Genomic DNA, 21,160 nt, shown 5'->3' with positions numbered 1-21,160 from the left:
TGATGATGACGATGACGAACACGCCGGCAACTGTGGATCGCCGTGGGGTGGTGTGGTTCACGTTGGCTGGAGCGCTGACGATCGCAGTGGTCGTGTGGCCGGCAGCGATCGCCGGTTGGTCCTCGGGGACGCACCTGTCCGTCGCGGCGCTTCCCGGAGCCGTGGCCTCTGGGTTCGCGCAGTGGGTGGGGTCCGGGCGGACGTCGAGTTCGCCGCTGGCCGCCGCGGTGTCGTTCTGGACCGTGTTCCACGTCGTGAAGGCGATCGTCGCGGTCGCCCTGCTGGTCGTCTTGGTCCCGGTCGGGCAACGTGTCTGGACCGCGTTCGCACGGGCACGATCGCGGGGGCGTCGCGTCGGGCTGTTCCTGGTCGGCATCCTGGGTGCTCCGATCACCCCAGCCGTGCTGCTGGTCGTGATGGCGAACGTGCAGGGTGCGGTGGCTCCGCTGTCATCGGTGCTGAACTTCCTCCCGATGGACGGCACCTCGGTGCTCCAGGTCCGCGGTGAGCTCGCGTCCGGGACGATGACCCCGCCGTTGGCCGCGCTCATCGATGACTTCCGCCGCTACCACGCAGCACTCGTCGTGACCACGGTCGCTGCGCTCATCGTGGTCGTCGCCGGGACAGCGGCGATCTGGGTGCAGCGGGCCCGGACCCCGAAGGCCGATCGGCGTCTCCGCCGGGTGCTCGCCGGCGGCGGGATCCTGCTCCCCGGGATGCTGTTGTTCCTCGGGATCGTGCTCCTGGCGAACCTGTCGACCGTCGCGGACACGGCACCCGCCCTGGCCGCGTTCTTCGACGGCAGCGGGATGTGAGGGTCCTGGGTCACGACAGCACGGTGCGGCAGTGGTGGCGGGCGCACCCGATCGTGGCGGATGCCGTCATGGCCGGTGCTCTCGCCGTCGCGGTGACACCGCAGCTGGTCTTCCACGCCCGGGCCGGTGACCCGCTGCTCGTGGCGTACGTCACGCTGTCGCTGGCGATGATCGCGCCGCTGACTGTGCGTCGACGATGGCCCGTTGCCGTCTTCTTCGGCATCAGCGTCGTCGCTGCCGTGCAGTGGTCGATCGGGGTGCAGCTCGCTGCGGACGTGAGCGTGCTGGTGGCGCTGGCGACGGTCGCCGCCCACCGCCCGGTGCGGGACACCGCGGTCGCGGTCGGGATCGCCGAGGTGGGTGCGGTGGCAGCGTCCGTCACGTGGCCGCACGGGCTCCACGTCACGGAGATGCTGACCGTCCTCACCGTGTTCGTCCTCGCGGCGACCGCGTGCGGTGCCTCGGTCCGCAACCACCGCCGCGTGGTCGCGGTCCTGCAGGAGCAGAGCGCTCGGGCACGGCGTGAACGTGAGCAGCAGACGTTGCTCGCGGTCGCCGACGAGCGCACCCGGATCGCACGGGACATGCACGACGTCATCGCCCATGGCCTCGCCGTGATCGTCACCCTCGCGGCGGCCAGCACGGGCAGGGCGGCTCGGCAACCGGAGCGCGTGGACGAGGCCGTCGGGTTGATCGAACGCACCGCCCGCACGGCCCTTGCCGACACCCGTCACGCGGTCGGGACGATCCGAGCGAGCGATGGACTGCTGCCCACGCCGAGCATCGACGGGGTACCGGCGCTGCTCGACCTCGTCACCGCAGCCGGCCTGCGTGCCACACTGCAGACCGACGGCGCCGTCGACCGAGTTCCGGCAGCGATCGGGGTCGCCGTGTACCGGGTGACCCAGGAGGCCATCACGAACACCCTCAAGCACGCGAGCGCGACCACGTTCACCGTGAACATCACGGCCTCGCGACACGAGCTCGTCCTCAGCATCGAGGACGACGGCACCGGAGGCGCGCACGAGACCCGAGCCGGAGGCTCCGGGCTGGTCGGGATGGAAGAACGCGTCACCCAGCTCGGCGGCATCCTCGAGGCGGGACCCGATGGCACCCGTGGATGGCGGATCGCTGCTTCGATCCCCCTCGCCATCCGGCCCGGACGAGCACGAGCATGACCATCCGCGTGCTCCTCGTCGACGACCAGGCCCTCATCCGGATGGGATTCCGGCTCATCCTCGACGACACAGAGGACATCACGGTCGTCGGCGAGGCCCCGGACGGTCGGAGCGCCATCCGTCAGGCGAACGCACTTCGCCCGGACGTGGTCCTCCTCGACATCCGGATGCCCGGCATGGACGGTCTCGAAGCCACCGGACGACTCCTCGCCGACGACCCCGACGCGAAGATCCTGATCCTGACCACCTTCGACCTCGACGAGTACGCCTACCGGGCGCTCCGTGCCGGTGCCAGCGGATTCCTGTTGAAGGACGCGCCGGTCGCCGAGCTCCTCGCGGGCGTCCGCGCCGTCGCTGCCGGCCATGCCGTGACCGCGCCCCGCATCACGCGGCTCCTGCTCGACCGCTTCGCATCGCAACTCCCCACCGGGCCGCTGCAGGCACCGGACGGGCGCGCACTCCCGAACCTCACCCAGCGGGAGAACGAGGTGCTCCTCCTCGTCGCGAAGGGCCAGTCGAACGCCGAGATCGCCGCAGCGCTCGGCATCGGCGAAGTCACCGTCAAGACCCACGTCGCCGGAGTCCTCACCAAGCTCGGCCTCCGCAACCGCATCGCCGCAGCGATCTACGCCCACGAAAACCACCTCACCTGACCGACAGCGAGGCGGGCACGGTCTGACACACTCAGTCGGGTGATCGCGCTCGTCTCTGCCCCGACGAACCTCGGCCTGCGGCCACCAGAGCCAGGCGCGGTTCCCGGCACGGCGAAAGCACCCGAGGCGCTCCGCGAAGCCGGCCTCCACCGCCGGTTCGCGGAGCAGGGAGCTGCTGATGCCGGCGTGGTCGTTCCCGGCCGTTACGTCGACGATGACGCAACCCGTGCGCCCGGTGTCGTTCGCAACGAACGCGCCGTGATCGACCACGCGCGGCGGCTCGCCGACCGCATCGACACGGTGCTCGCTTCCGGAGCCGCACCGTTGGTCATCGGCGGAGACTGCAGCGTGCTGCTCGGCGCTGGCCTCGCGATGAAACGACGGGACGGCGTCGGATTGGTGCACGTCGACGGCCACACCGACTTCCGGAACCCGGGCAACAGCGACGCGTGCGCGAGCGTGGCCGGGGAGGACCTCGCCGCCGCCGTCGGGCACCACTGGCCGGCGCTGTCCGACATCGACGGTGCCGGCCCGTACTTCGATGCTGCACGAACTGCTCACGTCGGCTGTCGCGACGACGACGCCGAGCTCGCGGAGGTCCGCTCTGTGCTCGGCGCAGTCGTCCCGACCTCGGAGTGGCGCGCCCGTGGCACTGCCACAGTCGTCAAGGCCCTGCGGACGACGGCGGGTGCGGCGGGCTACTGGTTGCAGGTCGACGTCGACGTGCTCGACGCAGTGGTGATGCCCGCCGTCGACAGTCCCGACCCGGGCGGCTGCACGCCACACGAGCTGATCGAGCTGCTCCGCGCGCTCGCTCCCCGTGCCGTCGGCGCATCGATCACCGTCTACGATCCGGATCTCGACCCGGACGGCACACATGCCCGACTCCTGACAGAGGTCCTCACGGCCAGCCTCGGCGGCCTCGGCCGTGAGCTGCAGGAGCCGCGACCTGGAGCGGATCGGTGATCAGAACGCCTCTGCTCAGCCGAGGCCGAGGCAGAACGCCATGACGGCTTGCTGTACCGGGAGGAGTCCGGCCTTGAAGTCGTGTCCGACGAATGCGGCGTGTTCGACCGCGTCGACACTGACCTCACGGCCGCGCACGAACGGCGGGCACGGGTTGAAGCGGACTCCCGGCGGCGCGAGGTCGAGGAGCGCCGCCGTGATCCGATACTGCTCGAGCGCGTCAGCATGCGCACCGGGACCGTCGGTGAGGACCACGTCCGCAGACCGAACAGCTGCCTCGAGGTCGTCGGTCCACGCAGCCCCCGGGGTTGCGAGTTCGGCCGGGCAGCACTGGATGAGGTCGAGGTGCAAGACGCGAGCGGCTTCCTGCCACGCTCTGGCGATGTTGCCGTCAGCGCCCACGAAGAGGAAGCGCATCGCGGTGATGTCGCCCCGCTGCTGCAAGGCGTGAAGGTCGGACAGCACCTCGCACGGATGGTTGTCGTCCGTCATCGCGTTCACGACCGGCAACGCGTGAGCCGCAGTCAAGGCCTGGACCACGGCGAGGTCGTGGTGGCGCACCACGACGATGTCGACCCAGTTCTCGAGGTAGCGAGCGACATCTGACAGCGCCTCCGGCTTGTCGAGTGTCGTGTCCGGGAACACGATCGGTTCGAGCCCCATGAGCGATGCGCCCCGCTCGAACGTGGCCCTGGTGCGCAGACTCGTCGACGGGAAGAACATGACCGCCGCGCCCTCCGTCACGGGCCCCCGGCCCGCACGGAATGCGTCAGCCAGGTCGAAGACCGCGTCGACGTCAGATGCAGACCAGTCATCGAGCTTGACGAGAGAACGCATCCGAGCAGCGTAGGGACCTGTGCACCGAGCCATCCAGCAGGACCGGCCAAGTCGACGATGGCGACCATCACCGGGTGTGCGAACGACGCCCGTGCCGCATCCCCGCCAGAATGGCCCGGTGCCCCGAACGACGACAGCCGCAGTCACTGCCGAACGGCGCGCGGTCGATCGCGACATCGTGCGCCTGGCGGTGCCGGCGCTCGGCGCGCTCGTGGTCGAGCCGCTCTTCCTGCTGACCGACACCGCGCTCGTCGGACACCTCGGCGCGACGCCCCTCGCGGCCGTCGGGCTCGCGAGTGCCGTGCTGTCGACCGTGACCGGGCTGCTGGTGTTCCTGGCGTACTCGACGACGCCGGCCGTGGCGCGCGCGCTCGGCGGTGGCGACCGTCGCGGAGCCGTGCACGCGGGCATCGACGGGATGTGGCTCGCGCTCGTCCTGGGGGTGGTGCTGGCGCTGGTCGGGTGGCCGCTCGCCGGTCCGCTCGTCGACCTGTTCGGTGCGTCGCACGAGGTCTCGGCGGCAGCGACCGCGTACCTGACGGTCTCGCTGATCGGACTGCCCGGGATCCTGGTCGTCACCGCCTCGACCGGGCTGCTCCGTGGGCTGCAGGACACGAAGACCCCGCTCGTCGTCGCGACCGTCGGGTTCGTCGCGAACGGGCTGCTCAACGCCCTGCTGATCTACGGGGCGGGTTGGGGCGTCGAGGGGTCCGCCGCCGGTACGGTCATCGTGCAGTGGGCGATGGCCATCGTCTACGTGCGCATCGCGGTGCGGGCCGCTCGGTCGTCGGGCGCGCCGCTGCGACCCGGCGCCTCGGGCGTCGCTCGGGCGCTGCGCTCGGGCGCCTGGCTGTTCCTGCGGACCGCGTCGCTGCGGATCGCGATGCTCGCGACCGTCGGGGCTGCTGCCGGGTTGGGGACCACCGGGCTGGCGACGACGCAGGTCGGGCTGACCGTGTTCTCGACGCTGGCGTTCGCGCTCGACGCCCTGGCGATCGCCGGGCAGGCGCTCGTCGGGCACGGACTCGGCGGGCGTGACCCGGAGCGGGTGCGCCTGGTGACGCGGCGGCTCGTGCTGCTCGGGATCGCCGGTGGTGTGCTGCTCGGGGTGCTGACCCTGGCCGTGAGCGGAGTGCTCGGGCCGGTGTTCTCGGACTCGCAGGCGGTGCGGGACGCCCTGCCCGTCGTGCTGGTGCTCATCGCGGTCGGGATGCCCGTCGCCGGGTACGTCTTCGTACTCGACGGGGTACTGATCGGGGCCGGCGATGCGCGGTACCTGGCGATCGCGGGCGGCGTGAACTTGATCGTGTACCTGCCGCTGCTGTGGTGGGCCGGTGGGACGCTCGCGGGGTTGTGGGCGGCGTTCGCCCTCGGGTACATCGGGGTCCGGGCGGTGACGCTCGGGGTGCGAGCGCACCGGCGCGGCTGGGTGGAACAGGCGCTGGCGCGGTGAGCAGGTCTGGTTCTCCTGGTGGGCCCTCTGCGCCGGTGGCTCCGTCGTCGTCTGTGGCGTCGTCGGCCGTGCTCGCCACGGTCGGCATCGGGGTGCAGGGTGTCGCGAAGCTGCTCGTGACCGTCGTCGTCGGTCGGGTGTTCGGTACCGAGACCCTCGGGCAGACCACCGCCCTGCTGTCCCTGTCGGTGTTCGTCGCGCTGCTCTGGCCGAACGCCGCGGGCAACACTGCGTCGCGGTTCCTCGCGATCGCGTTGCGGGGTCGGCGGTCGGACGCCGCGGTGAACCGGCTGCTCGGGGTCTCGATGTTGGTGTCGAGCGTGGTGCTCGCCGCGGTCACCGTGCCGATCGCGCTGGCCTGGGGCAACGGCCCCGGGATGGTGCTCGGCGGTGCCGCGGTCGTCGTCGGCTACGGCCTCTACTGCTACACCCGCGGTGCGCAGCTCGGCTACGACCGGGCACCACGGGTCGCGCTGTGGGACTCCGTGACGAGCGTGCTGGCGCTCGGGTTGCTCGTGGTGGCGTGCGTCGCCCGCCTCGAGCCCGTCGTGCTGCTGCCGCTGGCGATCGGGTACACGGTGTTCGCGATCGCGTGCTGGCCGCGGGGGAACGCGCTCTCCGGCGAGTCGGAACCGACGGCCGGGGTGCTCGGCTTCGCGGCCTGGAACGTGCTGGCGGTGGTGACCTCGAACGGGTTGCTGCAGTTGACGATGATCTCGGCGCAGGTGACGTCGTCGGCGCACGACGCCGGTGTCTACGCGGCTGCCTTCACCCTGGCGACGCCGGCGTCGATGCTCGGGCAAGCGTTGGGGCAGGTGCTCGTGCCGGCGTTCGCGCACCGGACGGACGGCGGCTCGCTGCGGTCTCGCGGGGCGCTGCTGCTCGTCGTCGGGTTCGCGGCTGCTTCGGCCGTCGTGTTCGGGCTGGTGGCGCTGCTCGCCGGGTGGTTCCTGCCGATCGTCTACCCCACCGAGGGCACAGCTGCCGTCGCCGACCTGCGGTACCTGATGGTCGCGGTGTGGGTGTTCACCGTCGGGCTCGTGCCAGCGGCGTTGTTGCTCGCCGCTGGACGCTCACGTCAGGTCGCGCTGGCGTCGGTCGCCGGGTTCGTCGTCGGGGCGGTGCTCATGGCGGTGCTCGGGCCCGTTGCAGGAGTCGCTGGTGGGACGACGGGGTTCCTGGTGGGGAGTGCGGTGAACCTGGTCGCGGTGGTGGGGCTCGGGGCGTGGCGGCGCTGACGACCCTGCCAGTCCCGGAGAGATCGACCTCACTCGACGGGGTGGTCGGCCTCGTGCTGGAAGATGCCGCGCAGTTCGGTCATGGTGATGGGGTCTCCGGGCAGCGGTCGGCGGACCCCATCAGCGCGCAGTCCGTCGAGCACGATACCGATCTGCCGGCCGATGATGCGACCAGCGTCGTCCGGGGGGAGGTTCGAGTAGCTGCCGATGCGGAAGGCGGCGAACGTCACGTCGTTCGCGGTGACGTCGGTCCGGAGTGATCCCTCAACCTGCGCCGCTCGGATCACGGTGTCGAGCTTGTCGTTCCACGTCGAGGTGAACTGGTCGTCGTCGTCCAACGCGACCATCTTCCGGTTCAGACGCGGGATGGCCGGGTGCTCCTGGAGGACGTCGATGATGCCCGTGATCAGGGCGACCACGGCATCCCATGCAGTCGACTGTGCGGCGACCACGTCTTCGACTCGCGTGAACTCGACGAGGAGTCGAGTGTGGAGCGCCCGGATGACGTCGTCGACGCTCGCGTACCGGCGGTAGAGCGTGGCGATGCCCACGCCGGCAAGCCGCGCCAGCTGCACCATCGACGGGTCGGCGTCCTTCACCGCGTAGTGGGCCTCCGCCGCCGAGAGGATCGCCTCACGGCTGCGCCGCACCTCGACACGTTCCGCCCGCACGCGGTGGTTGTCCGACATGCGAGCAACCTACCGGTTCTTATCCGGAGAGGGCTCTCCGGATAGTAGTGTCGTCACCGAGGGTGCCTGCTTCCAGACCCGAACTCGAAGCAGGCGCCCTCACGCACGACGACACGACCGCGTCGACGCGTCAACGTGGGTCCCCGAGACCGTCGAGGTGGAGTTCGACGAGCGCCATGACCCGCTCGGGGGTGCGTGCCGCCGGTTCCCAGGTGTGCTCGACTGCGAGTCCGTCGACCAGGGCGTGGAGCCGATCGGTCTCGTCGGACGAGTCGCGTCCGGGGCCGAGTCCACCGGCCTCCGCCAGGACGTCGATGGCCCGTGCGCAGACCCGGCCGACGCCGGCGTTCAGGCGGCGCGCACTGCGGGCAAGGTGCTCGTCGGTTCGCGAGAGCACCCCGAGCTGCACCTGGGCGAGGATCTCCGTCGTGCGTTCGGCGTCCAGTGGGAGCACCTGCGCCAGGATGTCCAGGGAGCGTGCTCGGCCGGTCGAGTGCAACGCCGACAGTCGCGCAGTGACCCGTTCCTCGATGATCGTCAGGCAGTGCTCGCGGAGGGCGTCCTGCGTCGGGAACAGCCGCCGGAGCGAGGCTGCGGCAATCCCGGCCTCGTCGGCCACGTTGCGCACCGACAGTGCAGCCAGTCCGTCGCGCTCGAGGATGCGCAGGCAGGCCGCGGTGACGAGCGCGCCTCGCTCCTCGAGGTCGACACGGCGTGGCACGCACTCAGCCTACGGCCGGTCCCGCGGGCGCTGCAGACGGCTTGCGCGGCCAGAGCGTGTAGCTGATCGCCCAGAGCACCTCGACGCCGAGGACCAGACCGAGCAGTGCGAACGTGCCCTGCAGTTCGGCGGTGCGCTCGGGGTCGGCGACGAGGGCGATGAGGCCACCGAGTATCCCCGCGGCGATCAGGACGGCGAGCCCGGTCCGCGCGACGTCACCCCAGCACCGGACGGTGTAGCGCAGTCCGGACAGTCGTTCCGGGACCGGACCGCCCGCGAACCGATGGATGAACCGGACGTCCGCCCAGGCGATCATCCGGTGTCCGTACGCGACCGAGACTCCGATGTAGATCGCCGCGAGCCCGTGGTGCCACGACGCCGTCCCGCCGCCCAGCAGATCGATCGTGACGAGTACGAGCAGGACCGCGTCGACGACCGGCGCGGCGACGAGCATCGCGGTGCCCAGTCGCGGGCGGCGGAAGACGTACCGCGCGGTCAGGCCGCCCAGGATCGCGATCCAGAAAGCGATCTCGCAGACGACGATGGCGATGAGGGTCACAGGGAATCCGTCCGTTCGAGTACGGGTGTACTCAATCAGGATGTCAGACGCACGGGCCGAGCGCATCGACCCCGCGCGTGCGCCTCAGTGCTTCTTCTTGGCTTGGTGCCGTGCGACGCGGTTGCGGTTCCCGCAGCCCGCGGCGGTGCACCAGACCCGGTTGTGTCGCGGGGAGGTGTCCAGGTACACCCAGCCACAGGCGTCGTCGCCGCACTGCCGCGCGGAGCCGAGGTCCGACGTCAGGAGGTCGTGCGCGGCGAAGGCGATGGCCGCGCGCGGCCCCGAGAGATCGGAAGGGACGCGCCAGGACCACGTCGGCGCGCCTGCGTCCCGGTGCAGGGTCGATCGACCGAGTGCCGCGACGTGCTCGCGTGCGATCAGGTCCACCGCGGGCGTCGACGACTCGAAGACCGCCTCGTAGATCGCTTCGCGGAGCGCGATGACCGCCTGGAGTTCAGCCTCGGCCGAACCCGGCACCTGATGTGCAGCACGGTCGAGGCCCTCTGGGTCACGTCCCAGGACGCCCAGCTGCACACACCACGCCACGACGTCCTCGAACGAGGCGAGCGTGTCGATCGCACGGTCCTCGTCCAGACGCCAGTGCACGGTGTCGACGAGGTCGAACGCCGGGTGCCCACCCACCTCGGGGTACGACGGTCGAACGGCCGGCTTCGTCATCACGTCATCCTAATGCGCGATGGCCTCTTGCACCATTAGCGATGTCCTGCCAGGGTCTAATGCATGAAACGACCTGCGCCCATTAGTCATGCGTCAGAGCGGACCGGGCCGGACTTCGCGAAGTTCTGGGTCGCCCAGGCAGCGTCGTCGATCGGTGGTCAGATCAGCGAACTCGCGGTGCCCTTGCTCGCCGTCCTGGTGCTGCACGCGTCGGCGGGCGAGGTCGGGCTGCTCGGCGCAGCTCGGTGGGTACCGTTCCTGCTGCTCGCACTGCCGCTCGGGGTCCTGGTCGACAGGCGGCGACGACGCCCGCTGCTCGTCACGTCCGACATCGCCCGAGCGACCCTGACGATCGTCGTGGTGGCACTGGCGTTCTCCGGCCTGCTCACGTTGCCGACCCTCGTGGTCCTGGTGGGGGCGCTCGGGGCGTTCACCGTCCTGTTCGAGGTCAGCTACCAGTCGTTCTTGCCGACGGTCGCGGGCCGCGAGCACCTCGAGCGCGCGAACGGTCGGTTGCAGGCGACGGCGTCTGCGGCGGAGATCGGAGGCCCCGGCCTTGCCGGCTTGCTCATCCAGGCACTGTCCGCCCCGTGGGCACTGCTCACCCATGCCGCGACCTACGTCGTCTCGGCCGTGGCGCTCCTCGGCATCTCGACCCCGGAACGGCACCCCGTCCCCACGGGCAGGAGCGCTCTGCGCGACCTGGCGGACGGGCTGCGGTTCGTGCAGCGCGACCGCTACCTCGTGTCCCTGGTCGGCTTCGCCGGCATCTACAACCTCTTCGCCCAGTGGGTCATGGTGCTCTTCACCGTCCACGCCGTTCGTGAACTCGACCTCACCGCTGGGCAACTCGGGCTCGTGTTCAGTCTCGGCGCCATCGGGGCGGTCCTCGGCGCGGCTGCCGCGCCGGTGAGCGTCAGACGTCTCGGTGCCGGGTTCGTCATGGTCGGGTGCGCCGCGGCCGAGTGCCTCGCCCTCGCCGCCCTCCCCGTCGTCGATGCGTCGTGGACGGCGCCCGTGGTCGTCACGGTCCTCGTCGTCGTCTTCGCGATCAACGGAGCCGGGACGTCACTGTCGAGCGTCGTCGCGTTGACACTCCGCCAGCTCCGGACCCCCGACGACCTGCTCGGCCGGGTCAACGCCACGATGCGGTGGCTCTCCTACGGCGTCATCGCCATCGGCGCCGCTGTCGGGGGCATCGTCGGCGAGTCCCTCGGCACTCGCACGGGTATCGCCCTGGGGTGCGCCGGCACGCTCCTCACCGTCGTCTGGGTGGCCGCGTCACCCCTCCGGAAGGTGGGCGACCCACGCCTCCTCGCCACCCACGCGGGCCCCGATCGCGCCTCGTGATCCGAGAGAGGGGACCGCCCCTCGAGGCGTCCGCCTGCTCGGGTCAGGACAGTGCGTTCATCTTGGCTGCTGCTGTCGTCGTGCTGTTCACGGAGCCAGTCGAGCCTGCACCGCCGCCCCGGTCCGGCGGATCCCGGACGGCGTGGGATCAGCGCGAACGGGGCGGCGGCCCTGTCGTGTCACCCACGCGCAGCTCCGAGCGGAACGACGCCGGCTGCGGCTCCGCCCCCTCCAGCATGGCCAGGGCAGCACGGGCTGCCGCTTGCCCCTTCTGCACGAACGGCTGCACGAGCGTCGTCAGGTGTCGGATCGGGGTGCGGTGGAGCAGGCTGTCGTCCACCGTGATGCCGTCGAACCCGACGACACTGACGTCCTCGGGCACCCGAAGTCCGGCGTCGAGAGCGGCCGAGATCACCCCGACGGCGATCAGGTCGCTCTGCGCGATCACCGCGGTCGGTCGGGGGCCGTCCGCGGCGAACAGCTCGACACCAGCCAGGCGTCCTTCTTCCACCGAGCTGCCAGCAGTCTCGATCGCCACGGCAGAGGGGTAGACCTCGCGCACACCGCCGAGCCGTTCGAGCGTCGTGAACGCGATCCCCGAAGCGAAGCGGTCGTCGTCGATGCGCCCCCGGCGACGAGCAGCGTCGAGCGGCAGCGTCACGACGGTGACCGCGGTGTGCCCGAGGTCCTGCAGGTACGCAGCAGCACGGCGTGAGGCATCCCGGTTGTCGAGCTGGACCGGCACGGCACCCTCGATCTCGTCCGCCTCGATCGCGACGACGGGGATCTGCCGACGCCGCAGCACCGCGACGGCCGGGTCGATCCGGACGTTGCACCCGACGAGCACGACGGCGTCCATCGGGGCGTCGACGAGTGGCCCGGCGCCCTGTTCGTCATCGAGCGGACTCCGGACCAGCAAGAGCGAAGCTCCCGCAGCACCCGCGACCTCGGCGATGCCGTCGAGCGTCAGGACGTTGACCGGGTCGCGGAAGGCATCACTCAGGCGCTCGTCCATCACGACGCCGATGACGCCGGAACGCCCTCGACGGAGCGAACGCGCACGGGGATCGGGACCGCCGTACCCGAGCTCTGCGGCGGCGGCGAGCACGCGGGCCTTGGCGTCCTCGGACACCGGGCCGCTGCCGCTGAACGCGAGCGAGGCCGTCGACGGTGCGACACCGGCGGCGCGGGCGACCGCTGCCAGCGTCGGGCGCGACGGACGGGCGACGCCGCCGCGGGAAGGCGACGCGCCGGGTGCTGTTGCCGGTTCGTCCATCGCCGGTTAGCGTAGCCGGAACAGGCGGTCGAATCGATTCGATCGACGCAACGCACGCACCAGAACACGCAACGAAGCACGATGGGACCACCATGACGACGCCGTCCACCCGCACCGTTCCGACCACCAGGGCCTGGATCATCGCGGTGTTCGTCGTGTTCACCCTGTCCGGGCTCGACATCGCGACCTGGCTCGGCCGGATCCCGAGCGTCCGCGACTCCCTCGGGGCGAGCACCTTCGAGATGGGCCTGCTCGTGCTCGGCATGGCCGTCGGCTCGATCGCCGGCCTGACCTTCGCCGGCCACATCGTCGCGAAGCTCGGAGCTCGCCGTGGTGTGCAGGTGGCCGCCGCCTGCCTGGCACTCGGCATGGTCTTCGCCGGCATCGCGGTCACGCTCGAGTGGGGCTTCGCCGCCATCTGGATCGCCCTGATCGCCTTCGGGTTCGGCAACGGCCTGTGCGACGTGTCGATGAACGTCTCCGGAGCCGCCGCCGAGAAGGCCGGCGGGCGCACGATCATGCCGCTGTTCCACGCCGCGTTCAGCCTCGGCACGCTCGCCGGTGCGGGCCTCGGAGCCCTGGCCGAGAAGCTCGACATCCCGGTCTCCATGCACTTCATCGTCCTGGTCGTCATCACGAGTGCCGCCATGCTCGTCGCCGTCACGAAGTTCCAGGACGAGCACCGGTTCGCGGAGCAGGTCTCCACCGACACCAGCCCGGTCGCGACGCCGCTCACCCGCTGGCAGGTCTGGGCGCAGCCCTCCACGATCCTCATCGGTGTGATCGTGCTCGGCATGGCGTTGGCCGAGGGCTCTGCGAACGACTGGCTGCCGCTCGCGATGATCGACGGCCACGGGCTCGACAACGCCGCCGGTGCCGGAGTGCTCACGGTGTTCCTCGCCGCGATGACCGTCGGCCGCGTGGCCGGCAGCCCCCTGATCGACAGGTTCGGTCGCGTCCCGATCCTGCGGATCAGCGCTGCCGTCGCGGTCGTCGGCCTCGGCATGCTCATCTTCATCGACAACGTGCCGCTCGCGATCGTCGGTGTCGTGCTCTGGGGCCTCGGTGCCAGCCTCGGCTTCCCGATGGGCATGTCGGCCGCGGCCGACGACCCCCGCACCGCTGCCGCCAAGGTCAGTGCCGTCGCCACCATCGGGTACGTGGCGTTCCTGGCCGGGCCCCCGCTCATCGGGTTCCTCGGTGAGCAGATCGGACTGCTCGGTGCGCTCCTGGTCGTCTTCGTGTTCATCATCGCGGCGGGACTCGCGTCGGGTGCTGCCCGTGAGACCGGCGCCGCCGCCCGGCCGACCCGCGGGCGTGGCGACCGACACGGCGGGGACGAGCCGCGCCTCCCGGCCGACAGCGCCGACAACGCCGACAACGCGACGAGCGCTGCCAACGCAACCAGCACGGCCGACGCGACGAGCGCGCCGTCCGGGCCGGGACGCGACGCCCGTTAGGCTTCCCGGGTGCGTCTCGTCATCGCCCGCTGCTCCGTCGACTACGCCGGCCGGCTCTCAGCCCACCTGCCGCTCGCGACCCGTCTGCTCATGCTCAAGGCGGACGGATCGCTGCTCGTGCACTCCGACGGCGGCAGCTACAAGCCGCTGAACTGGATGAGCCCGCCGTGCTCGATCGAGATCACCGAGCCGGACGACGAGCAGTCGGTCGCCGGCATCACGCAGGTGTGGACGGTGACGCAGAAGAAGACGCAGGACAAGCTCATCGTCTCCCTGTACGAGGTCGTCTCCGACGAGACCCACGACCTGGGCGTCGACCCGGGCCTGGTGAAGGACGGGGTCGAGGCGCACCTGCAGCAGCTCCTCGCGGAGCAGATCGAACTGCTCGGCGATGGTCACACGCTGGTCCGCCGCGAGTACATGACCGCCATCGGGCCGGTCGACATCCTCGCTCGTGACGACGCCGGGGCGAGCGTCGCGGTCGAGATGAAGCGCAACGCCAACATCGACGCCGTCGAGCAGCTCACGCGCTACCTCGAGCTGATGAACCGCGACCCGCACCTGCGTCCGGTGCAGGGCGTGCTCGCGGCGCAGACGGTGGCGCCGCAGGCGCGCACCCTCGCCGAGGACCGCGGCATCCGCGTCCTCGTGCTCGACTACGACGCGATGCGCGGCATCGAGGGCGGGCACGCCCGCCTGTTCTGAGCCACGTCGGACCGTCCGGTCTGGAGGCGCGGCGCACCCCCGCCCCGCCGCCGACGGATCCCGGATGGTCGCCGCCACGGCCCGGCTAGGGTGGACAGGACATGACCAGCCCGTTCTCCGCCATCCTGTTCGACCTCGACGGCACCATCAGCGACTCCGCGCCGGGCATCCTCGAGAGCCTGACGCACACCTTCCGCACCGTCGGCGTCGCGGTGCCCGACCACGACACCCTGATGTCGTTCGTCGGCCCGCCGATCATGGACACGTTCCGGGTCGCGATGGGCATGGACGAGGCGCAGGCCGAGCACACGCTCGCCGTCTACCGCGAGCACTACTTCTCGCACGGCGCCCTCGACTCGACGATGTTCCCCGGCATCGACGTCGTGCTGCGCACCCTGCACGACGCCGGACTGCCGATCTCGACCGCGACGAGCAAGCCGGAGACACCGGCGACCTACATCCTCGAGCACTACGGGCTCACCGGGGACATCGACATCATCACGGGCGCGAGCGACGACGAGGTCCGGTCGAGCAAGGCCGACGTGGTCGAGGAAGCGCTGCGCCGCCTGCACGCCCGCGGGTTCGACACCAGCCGTCCCGTCCTGATCGGCGACCGGGTGCACGACGTCGAGGGTGCCACGGTGCACGGCGTCCCGGTGGTCTTCGCCGAGTGGGGGTACGGCTCCCCCGCCGAGGCCGAGGGCACCATCGCGAGCGCGGCCACCCCGCTCGACCTGCTCCCGATCCTGCTGCCGTGACGGGCGCGACCGACGGCACCGGCCGGACCGCCGCGGCCAGGCAGGGGCTGCGCGCTGCCGCGTGGGTGCTGCCCGCCGCCATCGTCCTCATCGCCCTGAACTTCCGCGGCCCGATCGTCGCGACGGCCCCGGTCATCGGCGACGTCCGTGTCGACCTGGGCCTGACCGCCACGATCGCCGGACTGCTGACGACGATCCCGGTGCTCTGCTTCGCGCTGGCGACGCCGTTCGCCAGCTGGGTCATCGCGAAGGCCGACCCCGAGCGTGCGGTGTCCCTGTCGCTCGTCATCGTCCTCGCCGGCACCGTGGTCCGGTCGATGCCGTCGTCCGCCGCGCTGCTCGTCGGCACCGCGGTGATCGGCATCGGCATCACGATCGGCAACGTGGTGATCCCGGTCGTCATCCGGCGCGACACCTCCCCGGAACGCGTCGGCCTGGTCACCGGCGTCTACACGTCGGCGCTCAACGTCGGGTCGATGATCACCTCGCTGGCGACCGCTCCCCTGGCGGCGCTGTGGGGCTGGCCGGTCGCGATCGCGGTGTGGGCCGTCTTCGCGGTCATCGCCGGGGTCGCCTGGACCTCCGCGGTGGGTGCGCGGGCCGCGTGGCGCCGCCCGGTGCGGTCCGGTGACGACGAACCCCTGCCGATCACCGGCCCGATCGACCAGGTGCTCGACACCGGGGCGATCCGGACGATCCGCGCCGAGCGGGCTGCTGCCGCGGCCGCAGCGGCGACCGCCGCCGAGCCGGTGCGCCCCGCGCGACGGCTGATCACGTGGGGTCTCACGCTGGCGTTCGGCGGGCAGGCGTTCTCGTACTACGCCCTGACCGCCTGGATCCCGACGCTGCTGCACGACGAGATCGGGTTCTCGAAGGCGTCTTCCGGAGCGAGCTCGTCGGTGTTCCAGATCCTGGCCGTCGTCGGGGCGCTCGGCGTCCCGCTGCTCGCGACCCGGTGGCGTCCGGCGGCGATCATCGCCCTGGTCGGCACCCTGTGGCTGGCGATGCCGCTCGGGCTGCTGTTCGCCCCGCAGCTCTGGCTGCTGTGGTCGGTGCTCGGCGGCGCGGCACAGGGCGGTGGCATCACCGTGATCTTCATCGTGATCGTGCGGATCGTCTCGAGTGACGCCGATGCCCGTCGGATGTCCGCGTTCGTGCAGGGCGGCGGGTACCTGCTCGGCTCGGCCGGGCCGCTCGTCGCCGGGGCGCTGCACGGGGCGACCGGGGACTGGACGGCACCGCTGCTCGTCGTGCTCGTGTCGGTCCTGACGCTCGGGGTCGTCGGCACGATCGCCGCGCGTCGCGTTTCCTGACTGGCTCGCTGCGCTTCGTCCTGCCCGTGCCCGTCAGCCGGCGAGCACCTCACGCAGGGACATCGGCGCCCGGCCCGTGATCCGCTCGACGTCGCCGGACACGTGTGCGAGCGCCCCCTCGGCGATCGCCGTGTAGGTGCTCACCCACGCGTCGGCCTGCCACGGCTCCGGGTTCCACTGCGCCCGCGACGCGTACGCCTCGTCGAGGGTCTCCGGGTGGTAGGTCACCGTGCGGCCGCGCACCTCGGACACCACGGCAGCCGCCTCGGCCAGCGTGATCGCTGCCGGCCCGGTCAGCTCGTACGTGCGGTCCAGGTGCGCTCCCGGGTCCCGCAGCACGGTGGTCGCGACCCGTGCGACGTCCGCACGGGCGACCGCCGCCATGGCACCGTCGCCTGCCGGCCCGCGGATCACCCCGTCCTCGCCGACCAGGTCCTCGACGAAGTCCAGGTAGAAGCTGTCCCGCAGGAACGTGTGTGTCATGCCGGTCGAGCGGATCGCCTGCTCGGTCGCCCAGTGGTCGCGCCCGAGCGTGAAGGTCGCGTCCTCGGCCGCGCCGAGGAACGAGGTGTAGACGACGTGCCGGACGCCGGCCGCGGCAGCCGCCGCGACGAAGGTGCGGTGCTGGTCGAGCCGGTCCTCGGCCTCGGCCCCCGAGACCATCAGGAGCACGTCGACCCCCTCGAGCGCCGCCCGGCTGGCCTCGGCGTCGGCGAACGTCGCGACCGCGACCTCGGTGCCGGGCAGCTCCGGGGCGCGCGACGCGTCACGCACGATCATCCGGAACGGCACACCGTCCGCGGCGAGCGCGCGTGCGACGGCGCCCCCGATGTTGCCGGTCGCTCCGGTGATGGCGATGGTCATGGTCGCTCCTTCGATCGGTGTCGCGTCGGTCTGCTGGTCACGTCCGCACCGTCCTGGAGGCACGGATCACCGTGGGTGCGACCCTCGCCGCGTTCACGCCGTCGACCTCCACCGCCCAGGCGCGCGCGGCCTCGTGGTCGCGTCCGTGGCGCATGTGGCGACCGACCAGGCGGTCGACCCGCACCCCGTCGTCGACGGCACAGAACCAGGTCTCGGTGAACAGGTCGCCGAGCGATGCCCACGGTTCGGTGTCGTCGAGCAGGTAGTTCCCCTCGGAGACCACGAGCCGGGCGGTCGGCGGGACGGCGATGCTGCCCGCGACGGGCTCGTCGATGCGGCGGTCGAAGTCGGGCGCCCACACGGTGGTGTCGGCGGAGACGAGTCGTCCGACCAGGGCGACGTAGCCGTCGGCGTCGAACGTGTCGACGGCGCCCTTGCGGTCATGTCGGCCGAGGGCGTCGAGCGCTGCGTTCGACAGGTGGAAGCCGTCCATCGGCACCTGGACCGCCGTGCCGGCCCCGAGTCGCTCGTCGACTGCGGTGACCACGCGTCGGGCCAGGGTCGACTTGCCCGCGCCGGGAGCTCCCGCGATGCCGAGCACCGCCCGCGGTCCCGCCGCGGCCAGCTCGACCGCACGCTCGACGGCTTCGTCGACGCTGCTGTCCCCGTGGCTCACGGCCCCATCCTGGCAGAGCGCGCCGACACCGGACCGCGGTGGTTCACTGGCCGCATGGTCGATGCGACGAAGGCGTTCAGCGGGTTCTCGGTGCGCGATGTCCCCGAGGCGAAGGCGTTCTACCAGGACGTCCTGGGGGTCGAGGTCACCGAGGACCACGGCATGCTCTTCCTGCAGCTCGGCGACGGCCACGGCGTCCTCGTCTACCCGAAGGGCCCCGCACACGAACCGGCAGCCTTCACGGTGCTGAACTTCCCGGTGCCGGACGTCGACGCCGCGGTGGACGAGCTCGTCGCGAAGGGCGTCACGTTCCTGCACTACGAGGGCATGACCGACGAGAAGGGCGTGAACCGCCGGGGCGGACCGCTCATCGCCTGGTTCACGGACCCGTCGGGCAACGTCCTCAGCGTCGTCGCCGAGTGACGGACCACGTCATCAGGTGAGCGCGCCCGCCCACGCCAGCGCGACGGGCACGAGCAGCCCGTGCCGGTGGTGCGGGAGCTCGGCGATGGGCAGCCACCGCGACTCGTCCGTCGATCCGTCGACCTCGTCGCGCAGCGCACCGCCGACGACCGTCGCGCGGAAGACGACCTGCACGGCCTTCATCGGGCGCCCGTTGGCGTGGATCCGACGCTCGGCGGGGACGACGTGGTGCCGGACACCCAGCAGGGCGCCGACCTGGGACTCGTACCCGGTCTCCTCGCGGACCTCGCGCACGACGGCCTGCTCGACGGTCTCGTCGAACTCGACGCCACCGCCAGGGAGCGTCCACGTGCCGGCCTCGGGGAAGCGCAGCTTCGCCAGGAGCACACGGTCACCATCCGTGATCACGCCGTACGCGGCGAGCCGGGTGTCGTAGTCGGTGTACTCCATGGGCCGACCATGCCAGGTGGGCGAGCCGACGCACGCAAGCCGCGCCGTGCCTCCCGTCCGTGCCCCGGACCGCGTCGTCAGGCGTCGACGCGCGTTGCCGTCCAACCGACGCGCATCCGGGCGACGGCGCGGTCGAAGCCGCTCAGCGGCTCGGCGTCGTCGCGGACCATCGCCTGCAGCTGCAGCCCCTCGTACAGCGCCAGGAGCTGCTCGGCGGCGTGCCGGGGCGAGGCGCCACGCGGTTCGCGCGCAGCGACGACATCACGGACCAGAGCGAGGGTGAGGTCCTCGAACGCGCGGGTGTACTGGGTGCGGAACCACCCGGCGGCGGGGTGATCGGGGTTCGACGCGGCGCTGAGCACGGCGATCCGGAGCCGGACGAGGGCGGGGTCCGTGATGCCGGCCTCGAGCCGGGCCCGGAGGTACGCGACGGCACCCTCCCGTTCGGCGATCGGCCACAGCACGAGTCGGCTGCCGTTGTTCCACCGGTCGATGACCGCGACGACGAGCAGTTCCCACATCGGGAACGCGTGGCTGACCGCGGCGACCGGGACACCGGTGTGCTCGGCGACCTCGTCCGGACCGACCCGGTGGAAATCCGTCGCGCGGTACGCCTCGATCGCACCGGACACGATGCGTGCACGGAGCTCGGCGTCGGGCGTGGACATGGAGACGATTGTCCGGTCCCGGCGGCGACCACGCGACCGCCAGTTCAGGGGGCGCGAGCCCGGGACAGCGCCGGTCGGACGTCAGTCCCGGTCGGACGTCAGTCCCGGTCGAACGTCAGCGTCTCGTCGTCCGGAGCCCGCACGACGCCGGTCCGGGCGAACTCCGCCCAGATCGCGCGGAAGGCCCGGCCGCGCCGCTCGACCTCGGGCCAGTCGCGCTCGGGCACGAAGCGGGTGCCGGCCCAGGCCTCGCGGCCACCGAGCAGCAGCGGCAGGTCGCTCATGTGCACGGCACCGGTCGGCGCGGTCGTCACGCCGCGCACGAGTCGGTAGGACGTCGCCCGCCCACCGGCTCGACGGTGCCGCGCGGTGAAGCGCCGGACGTCGCGGCCGTAGATGACGTCGGAGAGCGGACGGACCACCCACCAACGGAGCGCCGGGCGCAGGATCCGGGACCGCGCGACCCGCGACAGACCGGGGATCAGCGGCACGTACATGCCGGTCTCGTCCGTCGCCGAACCGACCAGGACGTCGACGTCGGGTGCGACTCGACTCCAGGCCGCGTCGAGGTCGCGTTCGGCGGGCAACGGGGCGAAGCCGTACTGGGTGCCGAACGGCATCCCGCCCGCCAGGCCGTACGGCGCTGCGGCCCGGGTGCCGAGGGCCTGCCGTTCGAGCAGGTCGTCGAGCGGGGTGTCGGCGTGCACCGTGCCGACCGCCCGGACCATCGCGCGGTTCATCCGGGATCGGCGACGGGACAACCCGAGCGGTGCGCTCTGGATGATCGCACGGCGGAACAGGCCGGTAGCCCCCTCGCTGATCATCAGGTGAGCAGCTGCGTCACCGCCGGCGGACTGCCCGAACACGGTCACCAGGTCGGGGTCGCCACCGAACGCGGCGATGTTCGCCCGCACCCAGCGGAGCGACTCGATCAGGTCGAGCAGGCCGAGGTTCGCCGGGATCGCGTCCCCGTCGCCCAGGAACCCGAGCACCCCGAGCCGGAAGGTCACCGACACGACGATCACCCGCTGCTCGGTCACGAGGTCGCGGGCGTCGTAGATCGGCAGGTCACCGCCGCCGATGACGTACGAGCCGCCGTGGATCCAGACCATGACAGGCAGGTGCTCGTCCGGTGCCACGTCGGCGGGCAGCGTGACGGACAGGCGCTGGCAGTGCTCGTCGACGGTGATGTCCTCGACCTCGCCCAGCAGCTGGTCGACGAACTGCGCGTGCGGCTGCGGCGCCACGGGCGACGGCGTGGAGGCGTGCAGCTCGCTGGCGAAGGGCGGCATCGGCTCCGGCGGCGCGAACCGGTCGGCCCGCGCGTACGGGATCCCGAGCACGCGGATCACGTCGCCGTCGACGGTGCCGATGATGCGCCCGGCCGGGGTGTCGAAGGGGGCTGGGGTCGCGTCGAGCATGGCGTCCAC

Annotated in this window: 23 protein-coding genes; 12 read left to right on the top strand and 11 right to left on the bottom strand. The window is 71.6% G+C overall.

Translation table 11 applies throughout. The features are described from left to right. The first annotated feature begins 11 nt into the window (after positions 1 to 11). From KZI27_RS01785 to KZI27_RS01770, 4 genes are all read left to right on the top strand, one after another. Positions 12 to 815, top strand: coding sequence for a hypothetical protein (locus tag KZI27_RS01785; RefSeq protein ID WP_222659071.1), 804 nt, complete (start codon positions 12 to 14; stop codon positions 813 to 815). A gap of 68 nt (positions 816 to 883) precedes the next feature. Continuing rightward, a complete protein-coding gene (locus KZI27_RS01780; protein ID WP_222659070.1) occupies positions 884 to 1,993 on the top strand; it encodes a sensor histidine kinase in 1,110 nt (369 codons plus the stop codon). Continuing rightward, positions 1,990 to 2,646: a response regulator gene (locus KZI27_RS01775; protein ID WP_222659069.1), complete on the top strand. Its 657-nt coding sequence runs from the start codon at positions 1,990 to 1,992 to the stop codon at positions 2,644 to 2,646. Before KZI27_RS01780 ends, KZI27_RS01775 begins: the two co-directional genes overlap by 4 nt. Before the next feature lie 39 nt (positions 2,647 to 2,685). Then, positions 2,686 to 3,612 (top strand): arginase family protein, encoded by a 927-nt coding sequence (locus KZI27_RS01770; protein WP_222659068.1) that lies wholly within the window; start codon positions 2,686 to 2,688, stop codon positions 3,610 to 3,612. A gap of 15 nt (positions 3,613 to 3,627) precedes the next feature. Here KZI27_RS01770 and KZI27_RS01765 read toward each other — a convergent pair whose 3' ends face one another. After that, entirely contained in the window at positions 3,628 to 4,449 is an 822-nt protein-coding gene (locus tag KZI27_RS01765) for an ornithine carbamoyltransferase (protein ID WP_222659067.1), read from the bottom strand. A 118-nt stretch (positions 4,450 to 4,567) separates the two neighbouring features. Here KZI27_RS01765 and KZI27_RS01760 point away from each other — a divergent pair, with 118 nt between their 5' ends. After that, the gene (locus tag KZI27_RS01760; RefSeq protein WP_222659066.1) at positions 4,568 to 5,902 is read left to right on the top strand and encodes an MATE family efflux transporter; all 1,335 of its coding nucleotides are present in this window, start codon (positions 4,568 to 4,570) and stop codon (positions 5,900 to 5,902) included. A 68-nt stretch (positions 5,903 to 5,970) separates the two neighbouring features. After that, on the top strand, positions 5,971 to 7,140 hold the full coding sequence (locus tag KZI27_RS01755; RefSeq protein ID WP_222659065.1) for a lipopolysaccharide biosynthesis protein: 1,170 nt from the start codon (positions 5,971 to 5,973) through the stop codon (positions 7,138 to 7,140). A 29-nt stretch (positions 7,141 to 7,169) separates the two neighbouring features. On the opposite strand, the gene KZI27_RS01750 is transcribed toward KZI27_RS01755, so the two are convergent. The 4 genes from KZI27_RS01750 to KZI27_RS01735 form a co-directional block, all read right to left on the bottom strand. Beyond that, entirely contained in the window at positions 7,170 to 7,829 is a 660-nt protein-coding gene (locus tag KZI27_RS01750; RefSeq protein ID WP_222659064.1) for a TetR/AcrR family transcriptional regulator, read from the bottom strand. A gap of 130 nt (positions 7,830 to 7,959) precedes the next feature. Further along, positions 7,960 to 8,550: a TetR/AcrR family transcriptional regulator gene (locus KZI27_RS01745; RefSeq protein ID WP_222659063.1), complete on the bottom strand. Its 591-nt coding sequence runs from the start codon at positions 8,548 to 8,550 to the stop codon at positions 7,960 to 7,962. Positions 8,551 to 8,554: 4 nt separating this feature from the next. Then, complete coding sequence (locus KZI27_RS01740; RefSeq protein WP_222659062.1) at positions 8,555 to 9,109, bottom strand: hypothetical protein; 555 nt, start codon at positions 9,107 to 9,109, stop codon at positions 8,555 to 8,557. 84 nt (positions 9,110 to 9,193) lie between these two features. Further along, positions 9,194 to 9,787: a CGNR zinc finger domain-containing protein gene (locus KZI27_RS01735; protein WP_222659061.1), complete on the bottom strand. Its 594-nt coding sequence runs from the start codon at positions 9,785 to 9,787 to the stop codon at positions 9,194 to 9,196. 63 nt (positions 9,788 to 9,850) lie between these two features. Here KZI27_RS01735 and KZI27_RS01730 point away from each other — a divergent pair, with 63 nt between their 5' ends. Then, on the top strand, positions 9,851 to 11,137 hold the full coding sequence (locus tag KZI27_RS01730) for an MFS transporter (protein WP_222659060.1): 1,287 nt from the start codon (positions 9,851 to 9,853) through the stop codon (positions 11,135 to 11,137). Between the two features lie 148 nt (positions 11,138 to 11,285). On the opposite strand, the gene KZI27_RS01725 is transcribed toward KZI27_RS01730, so the two are convergent. Beyond that, positions 11,286 to 12,413: a LacI family DNA-binding transcriptional regulator gene (locus tag KZI27_RS01725; RefSeq protein ID WP_222659059.1), complete on the bottom strand. Its 1,128-nt coding sequence runs from the start codon at positions 12,411 to 12,413 to the stop codon at positions 11,286 to 11,288. A 92-nt stretch (positions 12,414 to 12,505) separates the two neighbouring features. On the opposite strand from KZI27_RS01725, the gene KZI27_RS01720 reads away from it, so the two are divergent. From KZI27_RS01720 to KZI27_RS01705, 4 genes are all read left to right on the top strand, one after another. Further along, positions 12,506 to 13,873, top strand: a complete 1,368-nt coding sequence (locus tag KZI27_RS01720; protein WP_261784013.1) for an MFS transporter — start codon at positions 12,506 to 12,508, stop codon at positions 13,871 to 13,873. Positions 13,874 to 13,882: 9 nt separating this feature from the next. Beyond that, entirely contained in the window at positions 13,883 to 14,578 is a 696-nt protein-coding gene (gene nucS, locus KZI27_RS01715) for an endonuclease NucS (protein ID WP_222659058.1), read from the top strand. Positions 14,579 to 14,679: 101 nt separating this feature from the next. After that, complete coding sequence (locus KZI27_RS01710) at positions 14,680 to 15,336, top strand: HAD hydrolase-like protein (RefSeq protein ID WP_222659057.1); 657 nt, start codon at positions 14,680 to 14,682, stop codon at positions 15,334 to 15,336. Next, positions 15,333 to 16,649, top strand: coding sequence for a CynX/NimT family MFS transporter (locus KZI27_RS01705; protein ID WP_261784012.1), 1,317 nt, complete (start codon positions 15,333 to 15,335; stop codon positions 16,647 to 16,649). The genes KZI27_RS01710 and KZI27_RS01705 overlap by 4 nt, the downstream gene beginning before the upstream one ends. Positions 16,650 to 16,682: 33 nt before the next feature. Here KZI27_RS01705 and KZI27_RS01700 read toward each other — a convergent pair whose 3' ends face one another. Further along, positions 16,683 to 17,513 (bottom strand): SDR family oxidoreductase, encoded by an 831-nt coding sequence (locus KZI27_RS01700; protein WP_222659056.1) that lies wholly within the window; start codon positions 17,511 to 17,513, stop codon positions 16,683 to 16,685. Between the two features lie 37 nt (positions 17,514 to 17,550). After that, on the bottom strand, positions 17,551 to 18,189 hold the full coding sequence (locus KZI27_RS01695) for a nucleoside/nucleotide kinase family protein (protein ID WP_222659055.1): 639 nt from the start codon (positions 18,187 to 18,189) through the stop codon (positions 17,551 to 17,553). A gap of 54 nt (positions 18,190 to 18,243) precedes the next feature. Here KZI27_RS01695 and KZI27_RS01690 point away from each other — a divergent pair, with 54 nt between their 5' ends. Beyond that, positions 18,244 to 18,612 (top strand): VOC family protein, encoded by a 369-nt coding sequence (locus KZI27_RS01690; protein WP_222659054.1) that lies wholly within the window; start codon positions 18,244 to 18,246, stop codon positions 18,610 to 18,612. Positions 18,613 to 18,624: 12 nt separating this feature from the next. Here the strand turns inward: KZI27_RS01690 and KZI27_RS01685 are convergent, their stop codons facing one another. The 3 genes from KZI27_RS01685 to KZI27_RS01675 all read right to left on the bottom strand — a co-directional run bounded on the left by KZI27_RS01685 (position 18,625) and on the right by KZI27_RS01675 (position 21,151). Then, positions 18,625 to 19,062 (bottom strand): NUDIX hydrolase, encoded by a 438-nt coding sequence (locus KZI27_RS01685; RefSeq protein WP_222659053.1) that lies wholly within the window; start codon positions 19,060 to 19,062, stop codon positions 18,625 to 18,627. A gap of 77 nt (positions 19,063 to 19,139) precedes the next feature. After that, positions 19,140 to 19,730: a TetR/AcrR family transcriptional regulator gene (locus KZI27_RS01680; RefSeq protein WP_222659052.1), complete on the bottom strand. Its 591-nt coding sequence runs from the start codon at positions 19,728 to 19,730 to the stop codon at positions 19,140 to 19,142. Positions 19,731 to 19,828: 98 nt separating this feature from the next. Continuing rightward, positions 19,829 to 21,151, bottom strand: coding sequence for a carboxylesterase family protein (locus KZI27_RS01675; protein ID WP_261784011.1), 1,323 nt, complete (start codon positions 21,149 to 21,151; stop codon positions 19,829 to 19,831). Between the last annotated feature and the right edge of the window lie 9 nt (positions 21,152 to 21,160).

This window comes from Curtobacterium sp. TC1 (assembly GCF_019844075.1).
Taxonomy (GTDB): Bacteria; Actinomycetota; Actinomycetes; order Actinomycetales; family Microbacteriaceae; genus Curtobacterium.
This window is presented reverse-complemented; position numbering and strand designations above follow the sequence as displayed.